This is a genomic window from Tardiphaga sp. GW821-FHT12E02, assembly GCF_058807155.1.
Map to the genome: position 1 here is coordinate 4,988,990 of NZ_JBXAQK010000001.1, position 20,643 is coordinate 5,009,632.

Genomic DNA, 20,643 nt, shown 5'->3' on the forward strand with positions numbered 1-20,643 from the left:
CCGATCAGGTGCGGGATTTCTCAAGGACGCGGGCGATCACCGGCCAGTAGAGATCGCCATCACCGGCGTCAATCGCCTGACCGAGGACGTTGTCGGCGAGTTCCGCCCCCTGCAACTGGATGTTCACCGACTTCGCCAGATCGAGCGCATAGGAGATGTCCTTGCGGGCATATTCAGTGGAGAAGGCGCGTTCGGGGAAATTGCCGGGCAACATCGCCTTCATGCCGTGATTGCGCAGCGCAAAGCTATCGGCCGAGCCTTTGGCCAGGGTCTCGAACACCACCTTGGGATCAAGGCCCGCGCGCTTCGCCGTTTCCAGCGCTTCGCTGAGCGCGACCACGGTTTCCATCAGCACCATATTGTTGAGGATCTTGACCACCTGCCCGGCGCCGATATCGCCGCAATGGGTGATGTCGGACGCGAATGTCGCGATCAGCGGCTGCAGCTTCGCGTAGTTGGCGGCAGAGGCGCCGACCATGACGCTGAGCGTGCCGTCTTCCGCCGCCTGACGCGTGCGCGCGATCGGGGCGTCGGCATATTGCGCGCCCCTGGCGGCGAATTTCTTGGCGAGCTCGCGGCTGGCTTCCACCGGCGAGGTGCCGAGATCGACGATGGTGTGGCGCGCATCGGCATGCGCCAGCAAGCCGTCTTCTCCTTCGCACACCGCGGCGACATGCTTGCCGCTCGGCAGCGCCATGAAGATCACGTCGCAGGTTTTTGCGAGTTCGGCGAGCGAGGCGGCGCGCTTGACGCCGACTTCGGCAAGGCGTTCGAGCGGCGCATCGGCGCGGTCGAAACCATAGACGGGCACGCCCGACTTCTTCGCCAGATTGCGGCACATCGGCTCGCCCATCACACCAAGACCGATGAATCCAATGGCAGTCGTCATGCCGCGTTCCTTTTCATTCCAAAAATCGAGTTCGTGAGGGCGGACGCGGCCAAGCCGCGCCCGCAGGAGTTGGTTGGATCAGCCCTTGACCAGCGGGCAATTGCCTTCGCTCATCGGGCGGAACGCCTGCTCGCCCGGTGAGGTGGTGATGACCTTGTAATAATCGAACTTGTACTTCGATTCCTCGGGCTTCTTCACCTGCACCAGATACACGGTGTGCAGCACGCGGCCGTCCGGACGCACGGTGACGTCCTTGTTATAGGCGTCGTTGACCTTCAGCTCGTGCATCTTCCTGGCAACGGCGTCCGTGTCCTTGGTGCCTGCCGCCTTCACCGCCGCAAGATAGTGATGCACGCCGCTATAGACGCCGGCCTGGACCATGCTCGGAACCTTGTTGTTGGTCAGCGCGAAATAGCGCTTGGCCCAGGCACGGGTCTGCTCGTTGAGATCCCAATAGAACGATGTCGTCACCTGCAGACCCTGCGTCGCCTTGAGGCCGAGCGCATTGACGTCCGTGATGAAAACGAGAAGACCGGCGAGCTGCTGGCCGCTCTCGACAATGCCGAATTCGCCGGCCTGCTTGATGGCGGTCTGCACATCGGCGCCCGAGGTTGCGAGGCCGACGACCTTGGCCTTGGAGCCCTGCGCCTGCAGCAGGAACGACGCCATGTCGGCGGTGCCGAGCGGATGCGCGGACGAGCCGATCACCTTGCCGCCGGCGCCTTCGATGAATTTGGTGGCGTCACGCTGCAGCGCGTGGCCGAAAGCATAGTCGGCGGAGATGAAATACCAGGTATTGCCGCCGGCCTTGGTGATGGCTTCCGAGGTCAGCTTCGACAGCGCATAGGTGTCGTAGTTGAAGTGGAAGGAGATCGGCGAGCAGGCCTTGCCGGTGAAATCCGACGAGCCGGGTCCGCTAATCGTAAAAATCTTGTTCTTCTGCTTGGCGACTTCGAGGATGGCGAAACCGGCCGACGAGGCCGCACCGTCGGCGACCATATCCACCTTCTCATTGTCGAACCAGCGGCGCGCGGTGGCGGCTGCGACATCCGGCTTGTTCTGGTGATCGGCGGTGACGATCTCGATCTTCATGCCGTTGAGCTCGCCGCCGAATTCTTCAGCCGCGAGCTTGGCGGCCGCGACGGAGCCCGTGCCGCCATTGTCGGCGAACACGCCGGACTGGTCGTTCAGCACGCCGATCTTGATGGTGTCGGCTGCGCTTGCGGCAGGAGCCGACAGCACGAGGGCTGCGGATAAATAGAATGCGCTCTTCAGTGATTTCATCGGATGCCCCTCCTCAGGAACTGTGTTTTTGTTTGATCGTCTCAAGCACCGGCGCGATGTAACGCCGGAACTGCGCAGGGTTCTCGCTCATGGGAAAATGACCGAGAGCTTCCATGACCGTGACTTCTGCCCCCGTGATGCCAGACGCCGTGCGCACGGTGTCTTCGGGCGAGCACGAGAAATCGTATTCGCCGGTGAGCAGATAGAGTGGACAGGTCGTGGTATCGATCGCGCTCGTGCGGCCACGCAGGTCGCCATCGACGCGATAGAAATAGAGGTCACCCTTGAACACGCCGGGGCCGCCCTGCTTGTAGGCCCACAGCGTTTCCATGCGCGCTTCGGCCGGCGACTGCGGCGCGACGAGGCCGGAGACCAGTGCAGCGCAGACTTCGCCGCCATGCACGTCGGGGCGGTTCAGCCAGGCGGTGTCGTACCACGGCGCCTGGAAGTCGGCGGCTTCGAGACCGATCAGCGCACGGAATTCGCTGGCGTGATCGATGGCGAGATTGAGCACGATGCGACCGCCGATGGAGCAGCCCATCACCACGGGCTTGTCGAGATCAAGCGCTTTACAGAAGGCGCGGATCGTTTCGGTGTAGCGCTTTGTCGTCAGTTGATATTCTGACCCGTCCCAGTTCGCCGGTGGATTCGACTTGCCATGCCAGGGCAGATCGAAAGCGATGATGCGGAAGTTTTTGGTGAACTCCTCATCGGCCAACATGTAGCGCCACTGGCGATTGTCGGAGCCGGCGGTGTGCAGGCAGACCAGCGGAATGCCCTGCCCGGCTTCCTCGAAATAGATCCGGTGCATGGTGCCGTCGATCTCGACATGCACATAGCGGCCGACCATCGGTTCGATGTAACCGGTCATGCTGCACCTCCGGCGTTGCGCGGAAGGGCGAGCAGATCCTTGAAATATTGCAGGTTGGTCATGAAGGGCTTGATGTCGCCTTCGAGCGTGGCTTCGCCGCGCTTGGTGAGTGACAGCAGATCATGCCAGCCGGCTTTCGGCATCGGCTGCCAGAACGCCGTCCACGCCTCGGGCGTGGCGCGATAGCTGAACGTGGACGAACGCATCAACACCGGCGCCGGCACGAGATCGACGATACGGCCGGCGCGGATGGCGACGTGATAAGCCTGTTCGGTCGAGCCGAGCAGGCAATCGACATCGAGGAAGCGGCCGCGCTGGATCAGCGCAGCGTCACGCTCCAGCAGCGTCGGAAGCTGCTCGAAGACAGCGCTGACGGGATCAGATTTTTTCAAGGCCGGACTCCTTGATGATCTTGCCCCACAGCTCCGTCTGCTTGGTGACGTGATCGGCAAGACCCTGCGGCGACGAGACGTCTGGCTCGAGGCCGATATCGGCGAAGAACTTCCTCGCCTCGTCCGTCGCCATTACCTGCAGGAACGCCTTGTTGAGCTTCTCGACCACATCGGCCGGCACGCCCTTCGGGCCGAACAGGCCGCTCCAGGCGGCGAAGTCGTAGCCGGGCAGACCGACCTCGGCCATCGGCGCGACGTTCGGCAGCGACGCCACCTTCTGCACCGTGGTCACGCCAAGCGCGCGAAGACTGCCATTGTTGATGAATTCGCGCGTCACCGCGACGTCGGTGATGACGAATTCGATACGGCCGCCGAGCAGATCGGTGATGGCCTGCGGCGTGCCGGGATAGGAGATGCGCACCGCGTCGATGCTGGCGAGCGAGCGCACCAGCTGCGCGGCCGCCATGCTGCCGGTGTTGCCCGAGCCATAGCTCAGCTTGCCGGGATTGGCCTTGCCGTAAGCGATGAACTCCTTGAGGTCCTTCGCCGGGAAATCCTTGTTGACCACCATCACCAGCGGATTGCGCGTCAGCCGCGCGATCGGCGTGAAGTCGGCGACGGGATCGAACGGCATCTTGTTGTAGAGATGCACATTGGCCGAATGGGTCGAGTTGGTGGCGAGATACAGCGTGTAGCCATCACCCGCCGCGCGCGCGACTTCGGCTGCGCCGATATTGGCGTTGGCGCCCGGCTTGTTGTCGACCAGGATTTTCTGGCCGAGCACGGCGCCGACCTTCTCGGCGAGGAAGCGTGCTTCCACGTCGGTCGCGCTGCCGGCCGGGAACGGCACCAGCAGGCGGATCATCTTGCTCGGATAGGCGTCCTGCGCCTGTGCCGGCATCAGCGTCATTGCGCTTGCGGCGAATGCACCTGCGATCAGTGCACGACGTGTGAACGACCACGCGGCCTTGTGCCCACTCATGTCTCTACTCCCAACCCTTGTTTCTTGAATCTTTTGTTTTCAGCGCATCCGACGCGCGAGGGCCGACGCACACATGGCGCGCGTTGCAGCATGCGCCGCTGCGATCATCGCCGTCTTGTGTGGTCCGCCCTGACGCATCTTCGATCTGATCCAATTCCAGATTATTCTACTAGACAGAACGCTTGTTCTATTATGTGAACATATGTTTGATGCCGCGCAAGCGAGGCGGAGTCAACCGCTTCCAACGATCAAGAAAGTGGACTTGCGAATGGCCTATCCAGAGATCGAGCTTTACGTGGACGGACAGTGGCGCCGGAAATCAGGTGCGCCGATCATCAATCCCGCGGATGAGAGCGTGATCGGCACCGTGCCGCATGCGACCCGCGCCGATCTCGACGATGCGCTGGACGCCGCGCAGCGCGGCTTCCAGGTCTGGCGCAAGACGGCGCCGAATGCGCGCGCCCAGATCATCCTCAAAGCCGCGGCGCTGATCCGTGCGCGCGTGGACGAGATGGCCGTCGCGATGACGCTCGAACAGGGCAAGCCGCTCGATCAGGCCAAGCTCGAAATTTTGCGCGGCGCCGAGATCATCGAATGGGATGCCACCGAAGGCATGCGCATGTATGGCCGCGTGATTCCCGCCGGCCCAGGTCTGCAGCACACGGTGTATCGCCAGCCGATCGGCCCGGTCGCAGCCTTCTCGCCGTGGAATTTTCCGATGAGCTCACCGGGCCGCAAGGTCGCCGGTGCGCTGTCGTCGGGCTGCTCGATCATCCTGAAGGCGTCGGAAGAAACGCCGGCCGGCGCGTTGCAGCTGGTGCGCGCGTTCCACGATGCGGGCCTGCCGAAGGGCGTGCTCAATCTCGTGTTCGGCGATCCCGCCGAGATCTCCAGCTATCTGGTGCCGCATGATGCGATCCGCCTGATCACCTTCACCGGCTCGGTGCCGGTGGGTAAACATCTCGCCGCGATGGCGGGTCAGGCGATGAAGCCGGCGATCATGGAGCTGGGTGGCCACGGCCCGGTGATCGTGTGCGACGACGTCGATCCCGTCGCCACCGCCAAGGCGTCCGTCGCCACCAAGTCGCGCAATGCCGGCCAGGTCTGTGTCGCGCCGACGCGCTTCTTCGTGCAGGAGAAGAATTTCGAGATTTTCGCCAGGACCTTTGCCGAAGGTGCCGCGGCGTTGAAGATCGGCAACGGCATGGATCCGACGACGCAGCTCGGCCCGTTGGCCAATCCGCGCCGCGTCGATGCGATGGAGCGGTTGGTGGGCGATGCGAAGAAGCGCGGCGCACGTGTTCTGGCCGGCGGCGAGCGCATCAACAATCGCGGTTACTTCTACCCGCTCACCGTGCTGGCCGATGTGCCCGACGATGCGCTGGCGATGAATGAAGAACCGTTCGGCCCGCTCGCGCTCGTCAATCCGGTGCGCGATCTCGACGAAGCCATCGCGAAAGCGAATGCACTGCCCTTCGGACTTGCGGCCTATGCCTTCACGAACTCGGCCGACAACGTGCAGCGCATCTCGAATGACGTGGAGACTGGCAATCTCACCATCAACCACTTCGTGGCATCGACGGCCGAGACGCCGTTCGGCGGCGTGAAGGATTCCGGCTATGGCCGCGAAGGCGGCATCGAAGGTCTCGGTTGCTATACGGTGACGAAGAACGTCTCGCATAAATTCGGGTGATGAACTCGTAGGGCGGATGAGCGAAGCGTGATCCGCCGCGGCGTTTCAGCTATGAACTCGGCCGGCGGATGACGCCTTCGGCTCATCCGCCCTACGATCCTATCCGAACACTTTCGACAAATCGCTGTGCAGGCGCTTCATGCCGGCCGGGCCGGTGAAGATCTCCTTCACCTCGGCCAGAGCTTCACTGGTCAATGCTTCCTCCGAGCGAATGCCCTGCGCGGCGGTCGCGAGAATGCGTCCTGCAATGGCCGCCTGATTGGCCGAGGTACGATGCTGCTCCGGAACCTTCGCCACGACTTTGCTCAACACATCGCGCATGAGAGCAACGGTGACGGGATCATAAGATGCCGACATTGGGGGCCTCCCCGTTGATATTCTTATTATCTGGACAGGCTACGCCCGCTTTCAAGTTTGCCCAGTGACATTCGCGTGTTCGATCAGCAGACGAAAGGTCGCATCAATACGTTGATGGTCTGATAGCGGACATTGTAGAGCGTGCATCGGTATCTATTGCCCTGTGATCGGGTTCCCCGGCGCTCGAAAAATATAGTCCTAACAAGCGCGGAAGAACCGGATAGATTTCAGGGACACAGACTGGATGGGAGCAAGGCTTCAATGGTTCGATCGACGGAATTGGCCAGGCCGGAGGTCGGCATCCGCCAAACACCAGTCGCGTGATGATGGATCAGTCGTCAACAATCGAGCCGGGATCTGCCACCCCAGGCGAAATGAGCGCGCTTATCCGCCAGCATGACTGGTCTGCGACCTCGCTCGGCGCGATAGCGTCCTGGTCTCCGAGCTTGCGGGCCACCGTCGACCTGATGCTGGCGACGCAAGCGCAGATCGTGCTGTTTTGCGGTCCGCAATTCGTGGCGCTCTATAATGACGCCTATGCGCCGAGCATCGGCGAAAAGCATCCGCATGCGCTGGGGCATCCGGCGCATGAACACTGGGCCGAATTATGGGACGACCTTGGACCATTGCTGCGCGGTGTCGTCGATACCGGAGAGACGTTTGCCGCGAAAGATCGCCCGTTCTATATCGAACGCAGCGGCTACGGCGAGACGGTCTATTTCGATATCTCCTATTCTCCCGTCCGTGATCGTGATGGCCTCGTCGAGGCCGTGCTCTGCATCGTCACCGAGACCACCGGCCGCGTGCGGGCGACACAGATTCTCGCGGAGAATGAAGAACGACAGGCGCTGCTGCTGAAACTCAGCGACGCGCTGCGCGAGGTGGATGACGCCGTCGAAATCCAGCGCGTCGCCGCATCGACTTTGGGTGCGCATCTCGGGACCCATCGTGTCTTCTACGGCGAAATCAGCGAAGACGGCGACAAGGTCTTTATCCTGCACGATTTCACGTCCGGCTGCGCCAGCATCGCCGGGCTGCACACGATGGCGAGCTATGACAACACGGTGCGAGACAAGTGGCATCGCGGAGAAACCGTCGCAGCTAACGATGTCGATGCAGACCCCGACCTGTCGGAACGACAGCGGGCGGCATTTGCGGCCATCAATGTCTGTGCCTGGATGGGTATTCCGCTCGTCAAGGCCGGCCGGCTTGTGGCCATTCTCGGGCTGGGTCAGGCCGAGCCGCGGCATTGGTCGGGCCGCGAACTGTCGCTGGTCAGCGAAGTGGCGGAGCGCACCTGGTCGGCCGTGGAACGCGCGAAGTCGGACGCACGCCTGCGCGAGAGCGAAAAACGGTTTCGCGCGCTGGTGAGCGCAAGCTCGGACGCGGTCTATCGGATGAGCCCGGACTGGCAGGAGATGCGCCAGCTCGACGGACGCGGCTTCCTGTCCGACGTGGAAGGGCCGACTGTGCGATGGCTCGACGAGTATATTTTTCCGGATGACCAGCCCCTGATCATGGCCGAGGTCGGCCGCGCCATTGCCGCACGCGACACTTACGAGCTCGAGCACCGCGTGCGACAGGCCGACGGCAGCGAAGGCTGGACGTTGTCGCGCGCCATTCCCATCATCGATGAATCCGGGGCGATCACCGAATGGTTCGGCACGGCCGCGGATGTCAGCAACGCCAAGCGCATTCGCGATCAGCAGCGCCTGCTCAACAACGAGCTCAGCCACCGCATCAAGAACCTGTTCGCGATGGTGCAGGCCATCAGCCTGCAGACGCTGCGGCCGATCAAGGAGCGCGGCGAGGTCCAAACGCTGCAGGAGCGATTGCTGGCGCTGAGCGGTGCGCATGACATTCTGCTGCGCAACAACTGGATCGAGGCCTCGGTTCACGACGTCGTCTCGGCCGCACTGGATGCGCTCGGTGTGTCCGAACGGGTGGTGGCGAGTGGGCCGGATATCGTGGTCGGCTCCAAGGCGGCGCTGAGCATGGCGCTGCTGCTGCATGAACTCGGCACCAATGCCGTGAAATACGGCGCGCTATCGCTGCCGCAAGGACGCATCGATCTGCGCTGGGCCATCGAGGCCAGAGATGACGCGCAGCTGTTCTGCTTGCGCTGGGTGGAGAGCGGTGGTCCATCGATCGAAGCGCCGCCGGTGAAAGGCGGTTTTGGCACGCGGCTGCTCTCCACCGGATTGACCGGGACCGGCGGCATGACGCTCGATTATCAGCGCGACGGACTGCAGGCGACCCTCGCCGCCCCGTTGCGGGAGATGTTCTGGACCAATTGAGCCTCGTATTGCAGCCGCGATATGGACCCAATAAAGTCCCCCAATGGATTGGGACAAGGTACGTATTTTTCTCGAAGTCGCCCGGACGGGGCAGATTCTCGGCGCCGCCAAGCGGCTCAAGCTCAATCATGCCACCGTCGCGCGCCAGCTCACCGCGCTGGAAAAGGACCTCAAGACCAAGCTGCTGAACCGCCAGACCACGGGATCGTCACTGACCCCTGCGGGTGTTGCACTGCTTGCGGCTGCCGAACGCGCGGAGTCCGAACTGCTGCGGGTGGGCTCGCAGCTGTCCTCGGCTGCGGACAAGGTCGCCGGCACGGTGCGCATTGGTGCGCCGGACGGGCTCGGCAATTACTTTCTCGCCGACAAGCTTGGCGCCTTCGCCGCCGACAATCCCGATCTGGTGATCCAGCTCGTCGCTCTGCCGCGGACGTTCTCTTTGGCCAAACGCGAGGCCGATATGGTGGTCACCGTGGAGCGCCCCGACGAGGGCAAGCTGATGTGCACCAAGCTGACCGATTACACGCTCAGCTTCTACGCATCGGAGGCGTATCTCGCGCGGTCACCGGCGATCCGCAAGATCGGCGATCTCGCCGACCATCTGCTGATCACCTATATCCATGACATCATCTTCAGCCGTGCGCTGGATTATGCGTCCACTTTGGGCGACCTGATCACCCGGCGGTTCGAATGCGGCAGCGTGATCGGGCAGCTGGAAGCGGTGCGCGCCGGCCATGGCGTTGGCATCCTGCATGACTATGCAGCGGAGCGTTATCCGGAGCTGCGACGCATTCTGCCGGCCAACAGTTTTACCCGCACCTATTGGCTGGTCTCGCATCCCGACACGCATGATACGCACCGGGTGCGGGAGATCAGGCGATACATCGTCGGCAAGGTGAAAGAAGCGCGGAAGCAGTTCATCGCGGCGTGAGCCTCTTCCTCCACCTCTCCCCACCGGGGAGAGGTCGGATCGCCCTTGCGATCCGGGTGAGGGGGAGCAGCGGGCGACGGAGTTTGTGGAAGCCCCCTCACCCGCCGCGAAGACGCGGCGACCTCTCCCCGGTGGGGAGAGGTGAACGGAGCGTCGCGGGTACTACATCACGTCGCGCCGGAAACCACCGCACCGAACTTCGTGAAAAACTCGCCAGCCAGCTTCTTTGCCGTGGCGTCGATCAAACGACCACCAAGCTGCGCCAGCTTGCCGCCGATCTGCGAGTCGACCTGATAATGCAGGATCGTCTCGCTTTCACTCACAGCTTCAAGCTGGATCGCAGCGCCGCCCTTGGCAAAGCCAGCAACACCACCTGATCCCTCACCGCTGATCTTGTAGCCCTTCGGCGGATCGAGATCGCTCAGCGTCACCTTGCCGCCGAAACTCGCCTTGACCGGACCGACCTTGATGACGACCTTCGCCGTCATCTCCGTCGGTGACGTCATGTCGAGTTCCTGGCAGCCGGGAATACACTGTTTCAGTATCTCGGGATTATTGAGCGCGGTCCACACCGCCTCGCGCGAGGCGGGGATGGTCTGGCTGTCATTCATCTGCATGGGATCGTGTCCTTAACCCGCCAGCGCGTCAGACCGCGCAATAGCGCTCCTGGATTTCCTTGTCGGCGAGCAGCGCTTCCGAGCTGCTCTCATAGACGACCTCGCCCTGATCGAGGATCACCGCGCGATCCGCGAGGCGCAGCGCCCATTCGACATTCTGCTCGACCAACAAGAGCGTGACGCCCTGATCGCGCAGCTTGCGGAACAGCACGCCCATCTCCTCCACCAGGACCGGCATGATGCCTTCCGAGGGCTCGTCGAGCAGGATCATCTTCGGCTTGGCGATGGTGGCGCGCGCAATGGCGAGCATCTGCTGCTCGCCGCCGGACATGGTGACGCCTTCCTGATCGAGACGCTCCTTCAGGCGCGGAAAGCTCTCGGCGATTTCGTCGATGGCTTCGCGCTCGTCGATCTTGCCGCTGGAGGCGACGAGGCCAAGCTGCAGGTTTTCGCGCACGGTGAGGCCGGGCACGATGCGGCGCTCTTCCGGCACATAGGCGAGACCGAGGCGATAGCGATCATGGGCCTTCAGCGCGACCAGATCCTTGCCGTCGAACTGCATGCTGCCGGTGACTTTCGGCATCAGGCCCATGATGGAGCGGATGGTGGTGGTCTTGCCAGCGCCGTTGCGGCCGACGAGTGCGACGACTTCACCCTGCTTCACGTCCAGCGAAACGCCGTGCAGCGTGTGGCTGGAGCCGTACCAGGCGTGGAGGTCGCGGATCTCAAGCATAGCCATGGTTCTGTCCCAGATAGACGCGACGAACCTCGGGGTCCGTCTGGATGTCATGCGGCGTGCCGTCGGCAATGAGCTGGCCGTGATGCAGCACGAGGATGCGATCACTGAGGCCGAGGATCATCTTCATCTTGTGCTCGACCAGAAGAATGGTGCGCTCCGCAGCCAGCTTCTCCAGCAGCGCGACCATGTCCTTGGTTTCCTCCGGGCCCATGCCGGCGGTGGGCTCGTCGAGCAGCAGCACTTCGGGGCCGGAGATCAGCGCGATCGCAATCTCCAGCGCGCGCTGCTGGCCGTGGGCGAGGAATTTTGCGGTCTCGTCGCGTTTGGTAATGAGCCCTACGGATTCCAGCGCCTTGTCGGCGCGCGCATCCAGCTCGTCGAACTTCTTCCGATTGGTCCAGATATTGTAGCGCGAGCGGCCGGCTTGCGCCGCGACGCGGACATTCTCGTGGACGCTCAGATCGGGAAAGATATTCGTGATCTGATACGACCGCGCGATGCCGCGATGGACGAATTCGTGCTGGCGCGTGCCCTTGAGATCGTCGCCCTTGAAGCGCACCGATCCCGTGGACGGCGTCAGCACGCCCGACAGCACGTTGAAGAACGTGCTCTTGCCGGCGCCATTCGGCCCGATAATGGAAGTGACGCGGCCAGGACGGAACTCGGTGGTCACGCCCTGCAGCGCGATGAAGCCACCGAATTTCATGCCGACATTTTCGACGGCGAGCAGCGGCGCACTCATCGGACGACCCTCGACAGGAATGTGCCCCAGATGCCCTTGGGCAGGAACAGCACGAACAACACGAAGATGGAGCCGACGATGATCTGCCAGTGCGACGTCCACAGCGAGAACACGTCTTCCATCAGCAGGAACACCAGCGCGCCGATGAACGGACCGAAGAAGCTCGAGGCACCGCCAAGCAGCGTCATCATCACGATCATGCCCGAGGTGAGGTAATGCATCGATTCCAGCGGCACGAAAGCGAGATGCAGGGCCGACATGGTGCCGCCGAGGGCACAGATGGTGCCGGACAGCGTGAAGGCCAGCAGCTTGGTGCGCTCGACATCATAGCCGCAGGTGCGGGCGCGACGCTCGTTCTCGCGGATCGCCTCGATGGCCGCGCCGAAGGGCGAATTGAGGATGCGCGAGACCAGCCACAGTGCCAGCGCCGCAAACACCATCAGCACGTAATATTTGTTGACCGGATCGAGGAAATTGATGTCGAAACCGAACAGGTTGATCCTGTTCACCGTGAATCCGCGCAAGCCGTTCTCGCCACCGGTCCAGCTCGAGGCCTGCAGCGCGACGTAATAGACGAGCTGTGCCAGCGCGAGTGTGACCATCGAAAAGTAGATGCCACGCGTGCGCGTCGATAGGCCGCCGATGATGAAGGCGAGCACCGCACCGCCGGCGACGCCCATCAGCACGGCGAGATACCAGGGCACGCCGAACTGGCCGATGGCGATTCCGGTGATGTAGGCGCCGGCGCCGAAGAACGCGGCATGGCCGAAGGACAACAGGCCGGTGTAACCGAACAAGAGATTATAGCCGACGCAGACGACGCCATAGATCAGCACATTGACCGCCAGCGCCTTGGACGGCAGCAGCCAGGGCAGGATGCACAGCGCCAGGATCGACAGCGGGACGCGATAGGTCGTGAGCATCGCCTTGAGACGCGCAGGCTTTCGCGCCTCGGCAGGCAATGGCGCGGCAACGGAGGGTGCATTCATGATCGTCTCTCCGTTACGCGAGTTTGCCGAACAGGCCCTGCGGCCGGATCAGAAGCACGATGGCCATCAGCGCGAACATCACGATGGTTGCCATCTCCGGTGCGAACAGCGCGGTCATGCTGATGACGACGCCGACCACGAGACCGGCGATGATGGCGCCGACCAGCGAGCCGAGACCGCCGATGACCGTGACCACGAAGGCTTCCGCCAGCACCAGCGCGCCCATCTCCGGATTGACCGAGCGCATCGGCCCGGCCAGCACGCCGCCCAGCGCAGCCAGGCCGACACCGAGGCCAAACACCGCCAGCCAGACCTTGCTGATATCGACGCCGAGCACGCGCATCATGGTGGGATCACGCGAGCCGGCGCGGACGATCAGGCCGAACTTGGTCTTCTCCAGGCCGAGCCAGAGCAGCACGACCACCGCGAAGACGAGGCCGACCACGAAGATGCGGTAGATCGGGAAGAAGCCGACGCCGAGATCGACCACGCCGGTGAGCTGCGACGGCGTCGGGAACGGAATGCCGTCGCTGCCGAACACGATACGCACGCCTTCGACCAGCACATAGCTGAGGCCGAAGGTGAGCAGCAGGGGATCATCGATCGAGCGGCCGTAGAGCCGCCGGATCAGGACGAATTCGATCAGCATGCCGAACACGCCGATCATGATGGGGGCGACCAGGAGCCCCCACCAGAAACTGCCGGTGAGCGAGGCGACCGACAGCCCGGCATAGGCGCCGACCATGAACAAAGCGCCATGCGCGAAATTCACCACGCCCATCATGCCGAAGATGATCGACAGGCCGAGCGCGGTGATCACGAGGATGGCACCGAGGGCAACTCCGGAGAAGAGTTGCATCAGAATGAGTTCTGTATCCATGGGACGGCGCGTGCCTTCGCTTAGGTGGGGAAGCCGAGTTCGGTGCAGGTGCGCAGCACCTGTTCCGAGGGCGCTTCATTGGCGACGATGCTGAACAGATCGCTGTCGCCTTTCATGTCGGCTTTCTTCTTGGACTCCAGGACGAGCACCGACTGCACCGACTGGTGATCGCATTTGCGATAATATTGCGGGCCCTTGGCGACGTCGTATTTCAACGCTTCGAGGGCCGCGATCACCTTGTCGGTGTCGGTGCCGCCCGCGGCCTGCATCGCCTGCAGCAGCGACATCACGCCGGTATAGCCATAGGCGCCGTAATCGGTCGGAATGGCACCGCCATTGGCCGCGCGATAGGCATCGTTGAATGCCTTGGCCGATGGCAGCGTGCCTTCCAGGCCCCAATAATAATTGGAGCCGCCGACGACGCCTTCGAACACTTCAGGCGTGACAGCCAGACGTTGATTGTGCAGCAGCACGGGCACGACGATCTTCGAACTCTGCTTGAGGCCGAAATCGACCGCCTGCTTGATGGAGTTGGCCTGGTCGCGGCCGAAATTGCTGATGCAGAGGATGTCGGGACGCATCGAGCGCAGACGCGGCATGAAGGTGGAGTAATCGGCGGCACCGAACGGGTGCATGATCTCGCCCACCGTCTCCGCGCCGATGGCTGCCTGCGCACGCTTGAAGCCGCGCAGCATCTCATGGCCATAGGCATAATCAGCGACGAGATGCGCGACCTTGGTGCCCTTCTTGAAGGCGTAGCGCGCAACAGCCGCCGTGGTCATCGTCGGGTTCAGCGCCTCGTGAAAGGTGTATTTGCTGAAATCCTTGACCTCGTTGATGGTGTCGGACTGGCTGATGGAGACATACAGCACGCCGCGAGCACGGGTGACTTCGTTCACGGCGAGCTGCACGGCGCTGGACAGCGATCCGACGATCGCGTGCACCTTGTCCTTTTCGATCAGTTCGAGCGTGCGGGTGGCGGCTTCGCCGCCATTCAGCTTGTCGTCGCGCACCAGCAACTCGACCTTGCGGCCATTGACGCCGCCTTTGTCATTGACCTGCTTGACGGCGAGTTCGGCGCTCTTGACCTGATCCTTGGCTTCGGCCGCAAACGGGCCGGTCAGCGGCGTCGGAAAGCCGATGCGGATATTGTCGTCGGCCGCGCGCGCAATCCACGGCATGGCCATCACGCCGGCACCGGTGCCAAGTGCGGCCAGCATATGGCGACGGGAAATATGGAAACTGTTCGAGCTTCGGTTGTCTTTTGTCATGTGCTCCCTCCCTGTTGTCAGTCTTGTTGATCAGATATGTCCGAGTGCCCTGAGCAGGCGCGCAGGCGTCATCGGTACCTGCGCAATGGTGCCGCCGAATGGCGACATCGCATCATTGATCGCATTCATCGCCGCAGCCGATGCTGCGGCCGTTCCGGCTTCGCCGACACCCTTGGCGCCAAGCTGTGTATCCAGAGTCGGCGTCTCCACATGGGCGACGACGATATCCGGCATCTCCACCGCCATGGGAACGAGATAATCGGCCAGCGATCCATTGGTGAGCTGACCGCTCTCGCCATAGACGCATTCCTCGAAGAAGGCGGCGCCGAGGCCCTGCACCACGCCGCCGCGGATCTGCTCATCCACCAGCAACGGATTGATGACGCGGCCGCAGTCCTCGACCACCCACATTTTCAGGATTTTGACGAAGCCGGTCTCGACGTCGAGTTCGAGATGGCAGGCCTGCACGCCATTGGTGAAGGCGAAGGGGTACCCCTCCGGTGCATAGTGATGCGCGACGGAGAGCTGTGCCTGGGTGCCCGGGGGCAGCGTATCCGAGCGGAAATAGGCGATGCGCGCGATCTCGGCGAGTTCGATGCGCTGCTGGCCTGACGCCTTGTCGATGATCCAGCCGGCCTGCATGTCGAGCTTGGCCGCTTCTTCCTGCAGGATGGCCGCCGCGACGGAGAGCACATTGCCCTTGAGCTTCTGCGCAGCCTGCAGCGCCGTCTCGCCGCCGATGCCGGCGCCGCGGCAGGCATAGGTGGCGCCGCCATGGGGCGTGGTCTCGGTGTCGCCGGTGACGACCTTGATGCGGTCACGATCGACGCCGAGATGTTCGGCCACGATCTGGCCGACGATGGTTTCGGTGCCCTGCCCGAGTTCGGTGATCGAGATCAGGCAGCGGACATCGCCGGAGGGCGTGATCTTGAGAATGGCGCCGTCCTGCGAGGAGATGCGCACGCCGCCGACTCCATAGAAGGCCGGGCTCGGATTGGTGATCTCGACAAAGGTCGCGATGCCGATACCGCGATGGATGCCCTGCTTGCGGAGTTTGGCCTGCTCGGCGCGCAGGCCGTCATAATCCATCATCTCGTGCAGTTTTGCGAGACAGGCGTGATGCGACAGCGACTCGAATTTGTAACCGGTCGGCGACGTGCAGGGATAGGCATCGTCCGGGATCAGATTGCCGCTGCGGATGTCGAATACATCACGCGCCGTCTTCGCAGCGATCATGTCCACCAGACGCTCAGTCACTGTGCAGGCCACGGGATGGCCGACAGCGCGATACTGGCTCATCTGCACCTTGTTCTGGAACACGACCTGCAGATCGGCGCGATAGGTCTTGAACGTGTAGGGCGCGCCCATCAGGCGATAGACCTGATTGCCTTCCACCACGCTGGTGCGCGGATAGGCCGAGAAGGCGCCGATGCCGGTGACGTCTTCCACATCCATCGCGAGAATGTTGCCATCGGCATCTGCGGCCATCCGCGCGCGGACGCGATGATCGCGCGCATGAATGTCGGACACGAAGGATTCCATGCGGTCGGCGACATATTTCACCGGGCGCCCCAGCATGATGCTGAGCCCGACCACCGCCATGTCCTCGTGATACATGTGCAGCTTCATGCCGAAGGAGCCGCCGATATCGGGCGCGATCACGCGCACGCAGGCTTCGGGAATGCCGTAATGACGGGAATAGATATCCTGGAACTGATACGGCGTCTGCGTGGCATGGTGAACCGTCAGCTTGGGCTCACTGGCATCGTAATCAGCGATGATCGCGCGCGGCTCCATGGTCACAGCCGTATGCCGGCCGAACAGGAATTCCTCTTCCACCACATGCGCGGCGCTGGCGAAGACGGCATCGACACCGCCGGTGTCGAGCTTGCCTTGGAAGCAAAGATTGCTGCCGAGCTCCGGCGAGATCACCGGCGCATCGGGATCGCGGGCAGCGTCGATATCGACGACGGCGGGGAGTTCATCGAATTCGATGATCACGAGTTCAGCGGCATCCTCCGCCAAGGCCCGCGTATCGGCGACAACGGCGACCACAGCCTGCCCGGCCCACACCACCTTGTCGATGGGCAGCGGCAATTGCGGCGGCGACTTCATGCCCTTGAAATGATCCATGGTGCCGACCCATGGCGTGCAGAGCTTGGCCAGATCCTCGCCGGTGGCGACGAGACGTACGCCCGGCGCAGCGCGAGCGTCATCCGCATTGATCTCGACGATCCGCGCATGCGCATAGGGGCTGCGGACATAAGCGACATGCAGCATGCGCGGCAGCGTGATATCGGTGACGTAGCGGCCACGACCAGCGAGCAGACGCTTGGCGTTTGGTCGCGGGACCGAGCGGCCAATATAGGAGTTTGGACGATCGAGAGTGGTGATCGCGCTCATGCGTCGATCTCCTCGTTTGCCGCAGCGCGATTGCGCGCCGTGGTCTCGATGGCATCCACGATGGCTTCATAGCCGGTGCAGCGGCAGTAGTTGCCGGACAGCGCATCACGGATGTCGTCGCGCGTGGGAATCCCGGGCTGCGACAGCAGGCTATAGGCCGTCATCAGCATGCCCGGCGTGCAGAAGCCACATTGCAGCGAATTACGCTGATGGAAGGCCTCCTGCAGATCGGCGATCACCGCGCGCTCGGTCAGCCCCTCCACGGTCTCGATGGCGGAACCGCTCGCCTGCACGGCGAAGGTCAGACACGAATGCACCACTTGGCCATCGAGCAGCACGAGGCACGCACCGCAGACACCCATCTCGCAGCCGGTGTGGGTGCCGGTCAGCTCCAGTGTCTGGCGCAGGAAGTCGGCGAGCGTCGTCCGCGCGGGAACGCGATGCGCAACCTCGCTGCCATTCACGGTCATGGTGACATCGACGAGATCACTCATGGCACCTGCCTCGCGATATCGCCAAGCAGCCGGCCGAGCACCACGCGCGCCAGATGACGCCGCATGCTGGGCGGCACATTCTCGTCTTCGGGCGGATCGAGATCGTGGACGACAGCGGCCTGCGCGGCAGCGATGGCATCCTGATTGAGGACGCGGCCCATCAGTGCGTCTTCCGCTTTCCAGGCGCGCAAGGGCGTATTGCCGACCGAGAAGAAGACGATCCGGATCTGTTCGACAGCCCCGTCAACGAATTCCGCAAGAATGCCGCAGCCAACCAGCGCAAAATCCCCGCGCCGACGCGCAAGTTCCTGAAAGGCCCAGCGATGAGTGGCGCGCACGACCGGGACGTGAATGGCGACAAGCAATTCGCCGGGCTCGATCGCAGTCTGAAACAGATCGATGAAAAACTCATCCGCCCGTACGCGGCGCGTGTCATCACGATTGGCGATTTCCAGTTCGGCGCCGAGTGCCAGCGTCATCGCCGGGAATTCCGACGCGGGATCGGCATGCGAGATGCTGCCGCCGATCGTGCCCTTGTTACGGATCGCTGGATGAGCGACATGCGGCGCGGCTTCGCTATACAACGGCGCATGTTTGCGGATCAGCGGGTCGGTGAGCACTTCGGCATGCCGCGTCAGCGCACCGATGCGGAGCCAGCTTCCCTTCAGCTCGACGCCACGAAGCTCGGGAACATGCGCGATGTCGATGAGCAGCTCTGGCGCCTGCAAGCGCAAGGCAAGCGACGGCACGAGGCTCTGGCCGCCCGCGATGTAACTCGCATCGCTGCCGGCTCCCTCATACGCATCAAGCGCCTCCACCAGTGTGGAAGCCCTCACATAGTTGAACGCCCTCGCCTTCAACGTATCCCCCGAGGCGTCTCGCGGACGCCGAGTTTTGTGACCATTTGGTCGCAAATCTAGAACACGTCGATTTCCAACGGTCAAGTTAAATGACCATTTGGTCTCTTTTTGCGAATGCGATATTCAGTCACAAGCAAATCGAAGTGAATATGGTCAAAAAGCCCGCTAAAACTGCCGAAAAGCCGCCGCGCCGCAACATGCGCGCTGCCGAGCGCGAGCGTCTCATCCTCGACGAGGCCATCAAATTCTTTGCCGAGCACGGATTTGGCGGCCAGACGCGCGAGCTCGCCAAGCGCATGGGGATCACCCATTCGGCGATCTATCGCCACTTCCCGAGCAAGGAAGCGCTGATCGAACGCGTCTATGAAGAGATCTATCTCAGCCGCTGGTCGCCCACATGGGCCGGGCTGATTCAGGATCGGTCGCAGCCATTGCAGACGCGGCTGTCGCAGTTCTATCTCGAATATGTGCAGCAGGTGTTCGAATATAACTGGGTGCGCATCTTCGTGTTTTCGGGGATGAAGTCGTTCGACATCACCAAGCGCTATCTGCAGATCGTGCGCGAGCAGATCATCGAGCCGGCCTGCTGTGAGTTGCGGCACGACCTGAAGCTGCCATCGCGCGACGCGGTGCCGCTGTCAGAGCGTGAAACGGAAATGTTCTGGGGCCTGCATGGCCGCATCTTCTACATGGCCATCCGGCGCTTCGTCTATGAAACGCCGACGCCGGAGAAACTGGACGACATCGTGCGCGATGCCGTCCGCGTTTTTCTCCATGGATCAAAGCCGCTGATGCGGGAGATCGTGGCTGCGAATTAGATCCTGCGACGCCTAAAGCGATACCGCGTAGTGTTCGTATTCGTCGCGCACCAGCACGATGTGATCGCGCATGGCCGTGCTTGCGCCGACGCGGTCACCGCGCATGATGGCGACGACGACCCGGTCGTGCTCGGCCTGCGACTTGGCGAGGCGACCGAGATTGCGGAACTGGGCGCGGCGGAACGGCTGCACGCGGATGCGCGTCGCCAGCGTGATCTCGGCGATATAGTCGTTCTGCGATCCCTTGTAGATCGCATTGTGGAAACGCTCATTCACCTCATGAAAGCGATCGGGATTGCCGTCATAGCTGAGCACGCGCAATTCTTCATGGATCGCCTCAAGCGCATGGCGCTGAACGGCGGGCATACGCTCCGCCGCAAGACCTGCGCAAAGCGCTTCGAGCTCGGCCATCGCTTCGAACATGCCGACAAGGCGCTCCGCGGATGGTTGAGCCACGACGGCGCCGCGATGCGGACGGGATTCGATCAGACCGCTGGCGGTGAGCTGGCGGAGCGCTTCGCGCACCGGGGTGCGCGAGACGCTGTAGCGCTGCGCTAGCTCGGTCTCATCGAGGGAGGCGCCGGGCGGCAACACGCCGCGCACGATCTCGTCCGACAATTGCTGGCGAAGTTCTTCGGCCCGCGTCGGCTTGCCCTTCACAGCATCCGCAGATGCACGCGCGGCGCGGCGCGGCTTCTCCGGCTGGATCAGCATGTCGTCAAAACTCATCCCAGCCTACGCCTTCGCTGCCTGCGGCTCGTCGATCAGGCTGACAGAAGCCGCCACGATTCGCCATCCTTCGGGAAAGCGGACCCAGGTCTGCATCTGCCGTCCGACCTTGCCCGGCGCGTTGTCGCGATAGAACAGCGTGGACGCCACCGCCGTATCGCGGCCGTAGGATGAGATCACGGTGCGCTCGGTGCGGCGCATCAGGCCGACCGGCGAGCGGGCACCGCGAAAGGCCTGGATCTCGTCATAACCATAGAGATTTTCGCCCATACCATAGCGGATGGTGCGCGGGTCGTTGCGAAACAGCTCGCCGAGCACCGCGGTGTCGTTGGTCGTCAGCGCCTTCTCATAGCGCGCGAAAGCGGCGCCGACTTCGGCGATGACCTCCGGCAGATCAATATCCAT

At 62.7% G+C, this 20,643-nt stretch carries 21 protein-coding genes; 4 read left to right on the forward strand and 17 right to left on the reverse strand.

The features are described 5' to 3' along the window. Nucleotides 1-4: 4 nt before the first annotated feature. The 5 genes from AC1RQ5_RS23635 to AC1RQ5_RS23655 all read right to left on the reverse strand — a co-directional run bounded on the left by AC1RQ5_RS23635 (nt 5) and on the right by AC1RQ5_RS23655 (nt 4,418). Nucleotides 5-889: an NAD(P)-dependent oxidoreductase gene (locus AC1RQ5_RS23635; protein WP_493202201.1), complete on the reverse strand. Its 885-nt coding sequence runs from the start codon at nt 887-889 to the stop codon at nt 5-7. A 78-nt stretch (nt 890-967) separates the two neighbouring features. Further along, nucleotides 968-2,173: an ABC transporter substrate-binding protein gene (locus AC1RQ5_RS23640; RefSeq protein WP_493202203.1), complete on the reverse strand. Its 1,206-nt coding sequence runs from the start codon at nt 2,171-2,173 to the stop codon at nt 968-970. 13 nt (nt 2,174-2,186) lie between these two features. Further along, nucleotides 2,187-3,044, reverse strand: a complete 858-nt coding sequence (locus tag AC1RQ5_RS23645) for an alpha/beta fold hydrolase (protein ID WP_493202205.1) — start codon at nt 3,042-3,044, stop codon at nt 2,187-2,189. Continuing rightward, nucleotides 3,041-3,436 carry a hypothetical protein gene (locus AC1RQ5_RS23650; protein ID WP_493202207.1) on the reverse strand — a complete coding sequence of 132 codons (396 nt, stop codon included), beginning with the start codon at nt 3,434-3,436 and terminating at the stop codon, nt 3,041-3,043. Before AC1RQ5_RS23650 ends, AC1RQ5_RS23645 begins: the two co-directional genes overlap by 4 nt. Then, the gene (locus tag AC1RQ5_RS23655) at nt 3,423-4,418 is read right to left on the reverse strand and encodes a Bug family tripartite tricarboxylate transporter substrate binding protein (protein ID WP_493202209.1); all 996 of its coding nucleotides are present in this window, start codon (nt 4,416-4,418) and stop codon (nt 3,423-3,425) included. The genes AC1RQ5_RS23650 and AC1RQ5_RS23655 overlap by 14 nt, the downstream gene beginning before the upstream one ends. A 268-nt stretch (nt 4,419-4,686) precedes the next feature. Here AC1RQ5_RS23655 and AC1RQ5_RS23660 point away from each other — a divergent pair, with 268 nt between their 5' ends. Then, nucleotides 4,687-6,111, forward strand: a complete 1,425-nt coding sequence (locus AC1RQ5_RS23660) for an NAD-dependent succinate-semialdehyde dehydrogenase (protein WP_398478228.1) — start codon at nt 4,687-4,689, stop codon at nt 6,109-6,111. Nucleotides 6,112-6,210: 99 nt separating this feature from the next. On the opposite strand, the gene AC1RQ5_RS23665 is transcribed toward AC1RQ5_RS23660, so the two are convergent. Beyond that, complete coding sequence (locus AC1RQ5_RS23665; protein ID WP_398478226.1) at nt 6,211-6,468, reverse strand: hypothetical protein; 258 nt, start codon at nt 6,466-6,468, stop codon at nt 6,211-6,213. Nucleotides 6,469-6,842: 374 nt separating this feature from the next. Here AC1RQ5_RS23665 and AC1RQ5_RS23670 point away from each other — a divergent pair, with 374 nt between their 5' ends. Next, complete coding sequence (locus tag AC1RQ5_RS23670; protein WP_493202212.1) at nt 6,843-8,765, forward strand: HWE histidine kinase domain-containing protein; 1,923 nt, start codon at nt 6,843-6,845, stop codon at nt 8,763-8,765. Nucleotides 8,766-8,808: 43 nt separating this feature from the next. Further along, nucleotides 8,809-9,696, forward strand: coding sequence for a LysR family transcriptional regulator (locus AC1RQ5_RS23675; RefSeq protein WP_493202214.1), 888 nt, complete (start codon nt 8,809-8,811; stop codon nt 9,694-9,696). Between the two features lie 167 nt (nt 9,697-9,863). Here AC1RQ5_RS23675 and AC1RQ5_RS23680 read toward each other — a convergent pair whose 3' ends face one another. From AC1RQ5_RS23680 to AC1RQ5_RS23720, 9 genes are read right to left on the reverse strand one after another with little or no spacing between them, the layout of a single operon-like run. Next, nucleotides 9,864-10,313 (reverse strand): SRPBCC family protein, encoded by a 450-nt coding sequence (locus AC1RQ5_RS23680; protein ID WP_493202216.1) that lies wholly within the window; start codon nt 10,311-10,313, stop codon nt 9,864-9,866. Between the two features lie 28 nt (nt 10,314-10,341). Beyond that, nucleotides 10,342-11,046 (reverse strand): ABC transporter ATP-binding protein, encoded by a 705-nt coding sequence (locus tag AC1RQ5_RS23685; protein ID WP_398478257.1) that lies wholly within the window; start codon nt 11,044-11,046, stop codon nt 10,342-10,344. Continuing rightward, on the reverse strand, nt 11,039-11,794 hold the full coding sequence (locus AC1RQ5_RS23690) for an ABC transporter ATP-binding protein (RefSeq protein WP_493202218.1): 756 nt from the start codon (nt 11,792-11,794) through the stop codon (nt 11,039-11,041). Before AC1RQ5_RS23690 ends, AC1RQ5_RS23685 begins: the two co-directional genes overlap by 8 nt. Next, on the reverse strand, nt 11,791-12,783 hold the full coding sequence (locus tag AC1RQ5_RS23695) for a branched-chain amino acid ABC transporter permease (RefSeq protein WP_493202220.1): 993 nt from the start codon (nt 12,781-12,783) through the stop codon (nt 11,791-11,793). Before AC1RQ5_RS23695 ends, AC1RQ5_RS23690 begins: the two co-directional genes overlap by 4 nt. Before the next feature lie 13 nt (nt 12,784-12,796). After that, on the reverse strand, nt 12,797-13,663 hold the full coding sequence (locus tag AC1RQ5_RS23700; RefSeq protein WP_493202222.1) for a branched-chain amino acid ABC transporter permease: 867 nt from the start codon (nt 13,661-13,663) through the stop codon (nt 12,797-12,799). Nucleotides 13,664-13,683: 20 nt separating this feature from the next. Then, complete coding sequence (locus tag AC1RQ5_RS23705) at nt 13,684-14,934, reverse strand: ABC transporter substrate-binding protein (protein ID WP_493202224.1); 1,251 nt, start codon at nt 14,932-14,934, stop codon at nt 13,684-13,686. 30 nt (nt 14,935-14,964) lie between these two features. After that, nucleotides 14,965-17,337 (reverse strand): xanthine dehydrogenase family protein molybdopterin-binding subunit, encoded by a 2,373-nt coding sequence (locus AC1RQ5_RS23710; RefSeq protein WP_493202226.1) that lies wholly within the window; start codon nt 17,335-17,337, stop codon nt 14,965-14,967. After that, nucleotides 17,334-17,831, reverse strand: coding sequence for a (2Fe-2S)-binding protein (locus AC1RQ5_RS23715; RefSeq protein WP_493202228.1), 498 nt, complete (start codon nt 17,829-17,831; stop codon nt 17,334-17,336). The genes AC1RQ5_RS23710 and AC1RQ5_RS23715 overlap by 4 nt, the downstream gene beginning before the upstream one ends. Next, nucleotides 17,828-18,691, reverse strand: coding sequence for an FAD binding domain-containing protein (locus tag AC1RQ5_RS23720; protein WP_493202230.1), 864 nt, complete (start codon nt 18,689-18,691; stop codon nt 17,828-17,830). Before AC1RQ5_RS23720 ends, AC1RQ5_RS23715 begins: the two co-directional genes overlap by 4 nt. Nucleotides 18,692-18,888: 197 nt before the next feature. On the opposite strand from AC1RQ5_RS23720, the gene AC1RQ5_RS23725 reads away from it, so the two are divergent. Next, entirely contained in the window at nt 18,889-19,509 is a 621-nt protein-coding gene (locus tag AC1RQ5_RS23725; protein ID WP_493203536.1) for a TetR/AcrR family transcriptional regulator, read from the forward strand. 12 nt (nt 19,510-19,521) lie between these two features. On the opposite strand, the gene AC1RQ5_RS23730 is transcribed toward AC1RQ5_RS23725, so the two are convergent. Then, complete coding sequence (locus AC1RQ5_RS23730) at nt 19,522-20,238, reverse strand: GntR family transcriptional regulator (RefSeq protein WP_398478204.1); 717 nt, start codon at nt 20,236-20,238, stop codon at nt 19,522-19,524. A 6-nt stretch (nt 20,239-20,244) separates the two neighbouring features. Continuing rightward, entirely contained in the window at nt 20,245-20,643 is a 399-nt protein-coding gene (gene hpxZ, locus AC1RQ5_RS23735) for an oxalurate catabolism protein HpxZ (RefSeq protein WP_493202232.1), read from the reverse strand.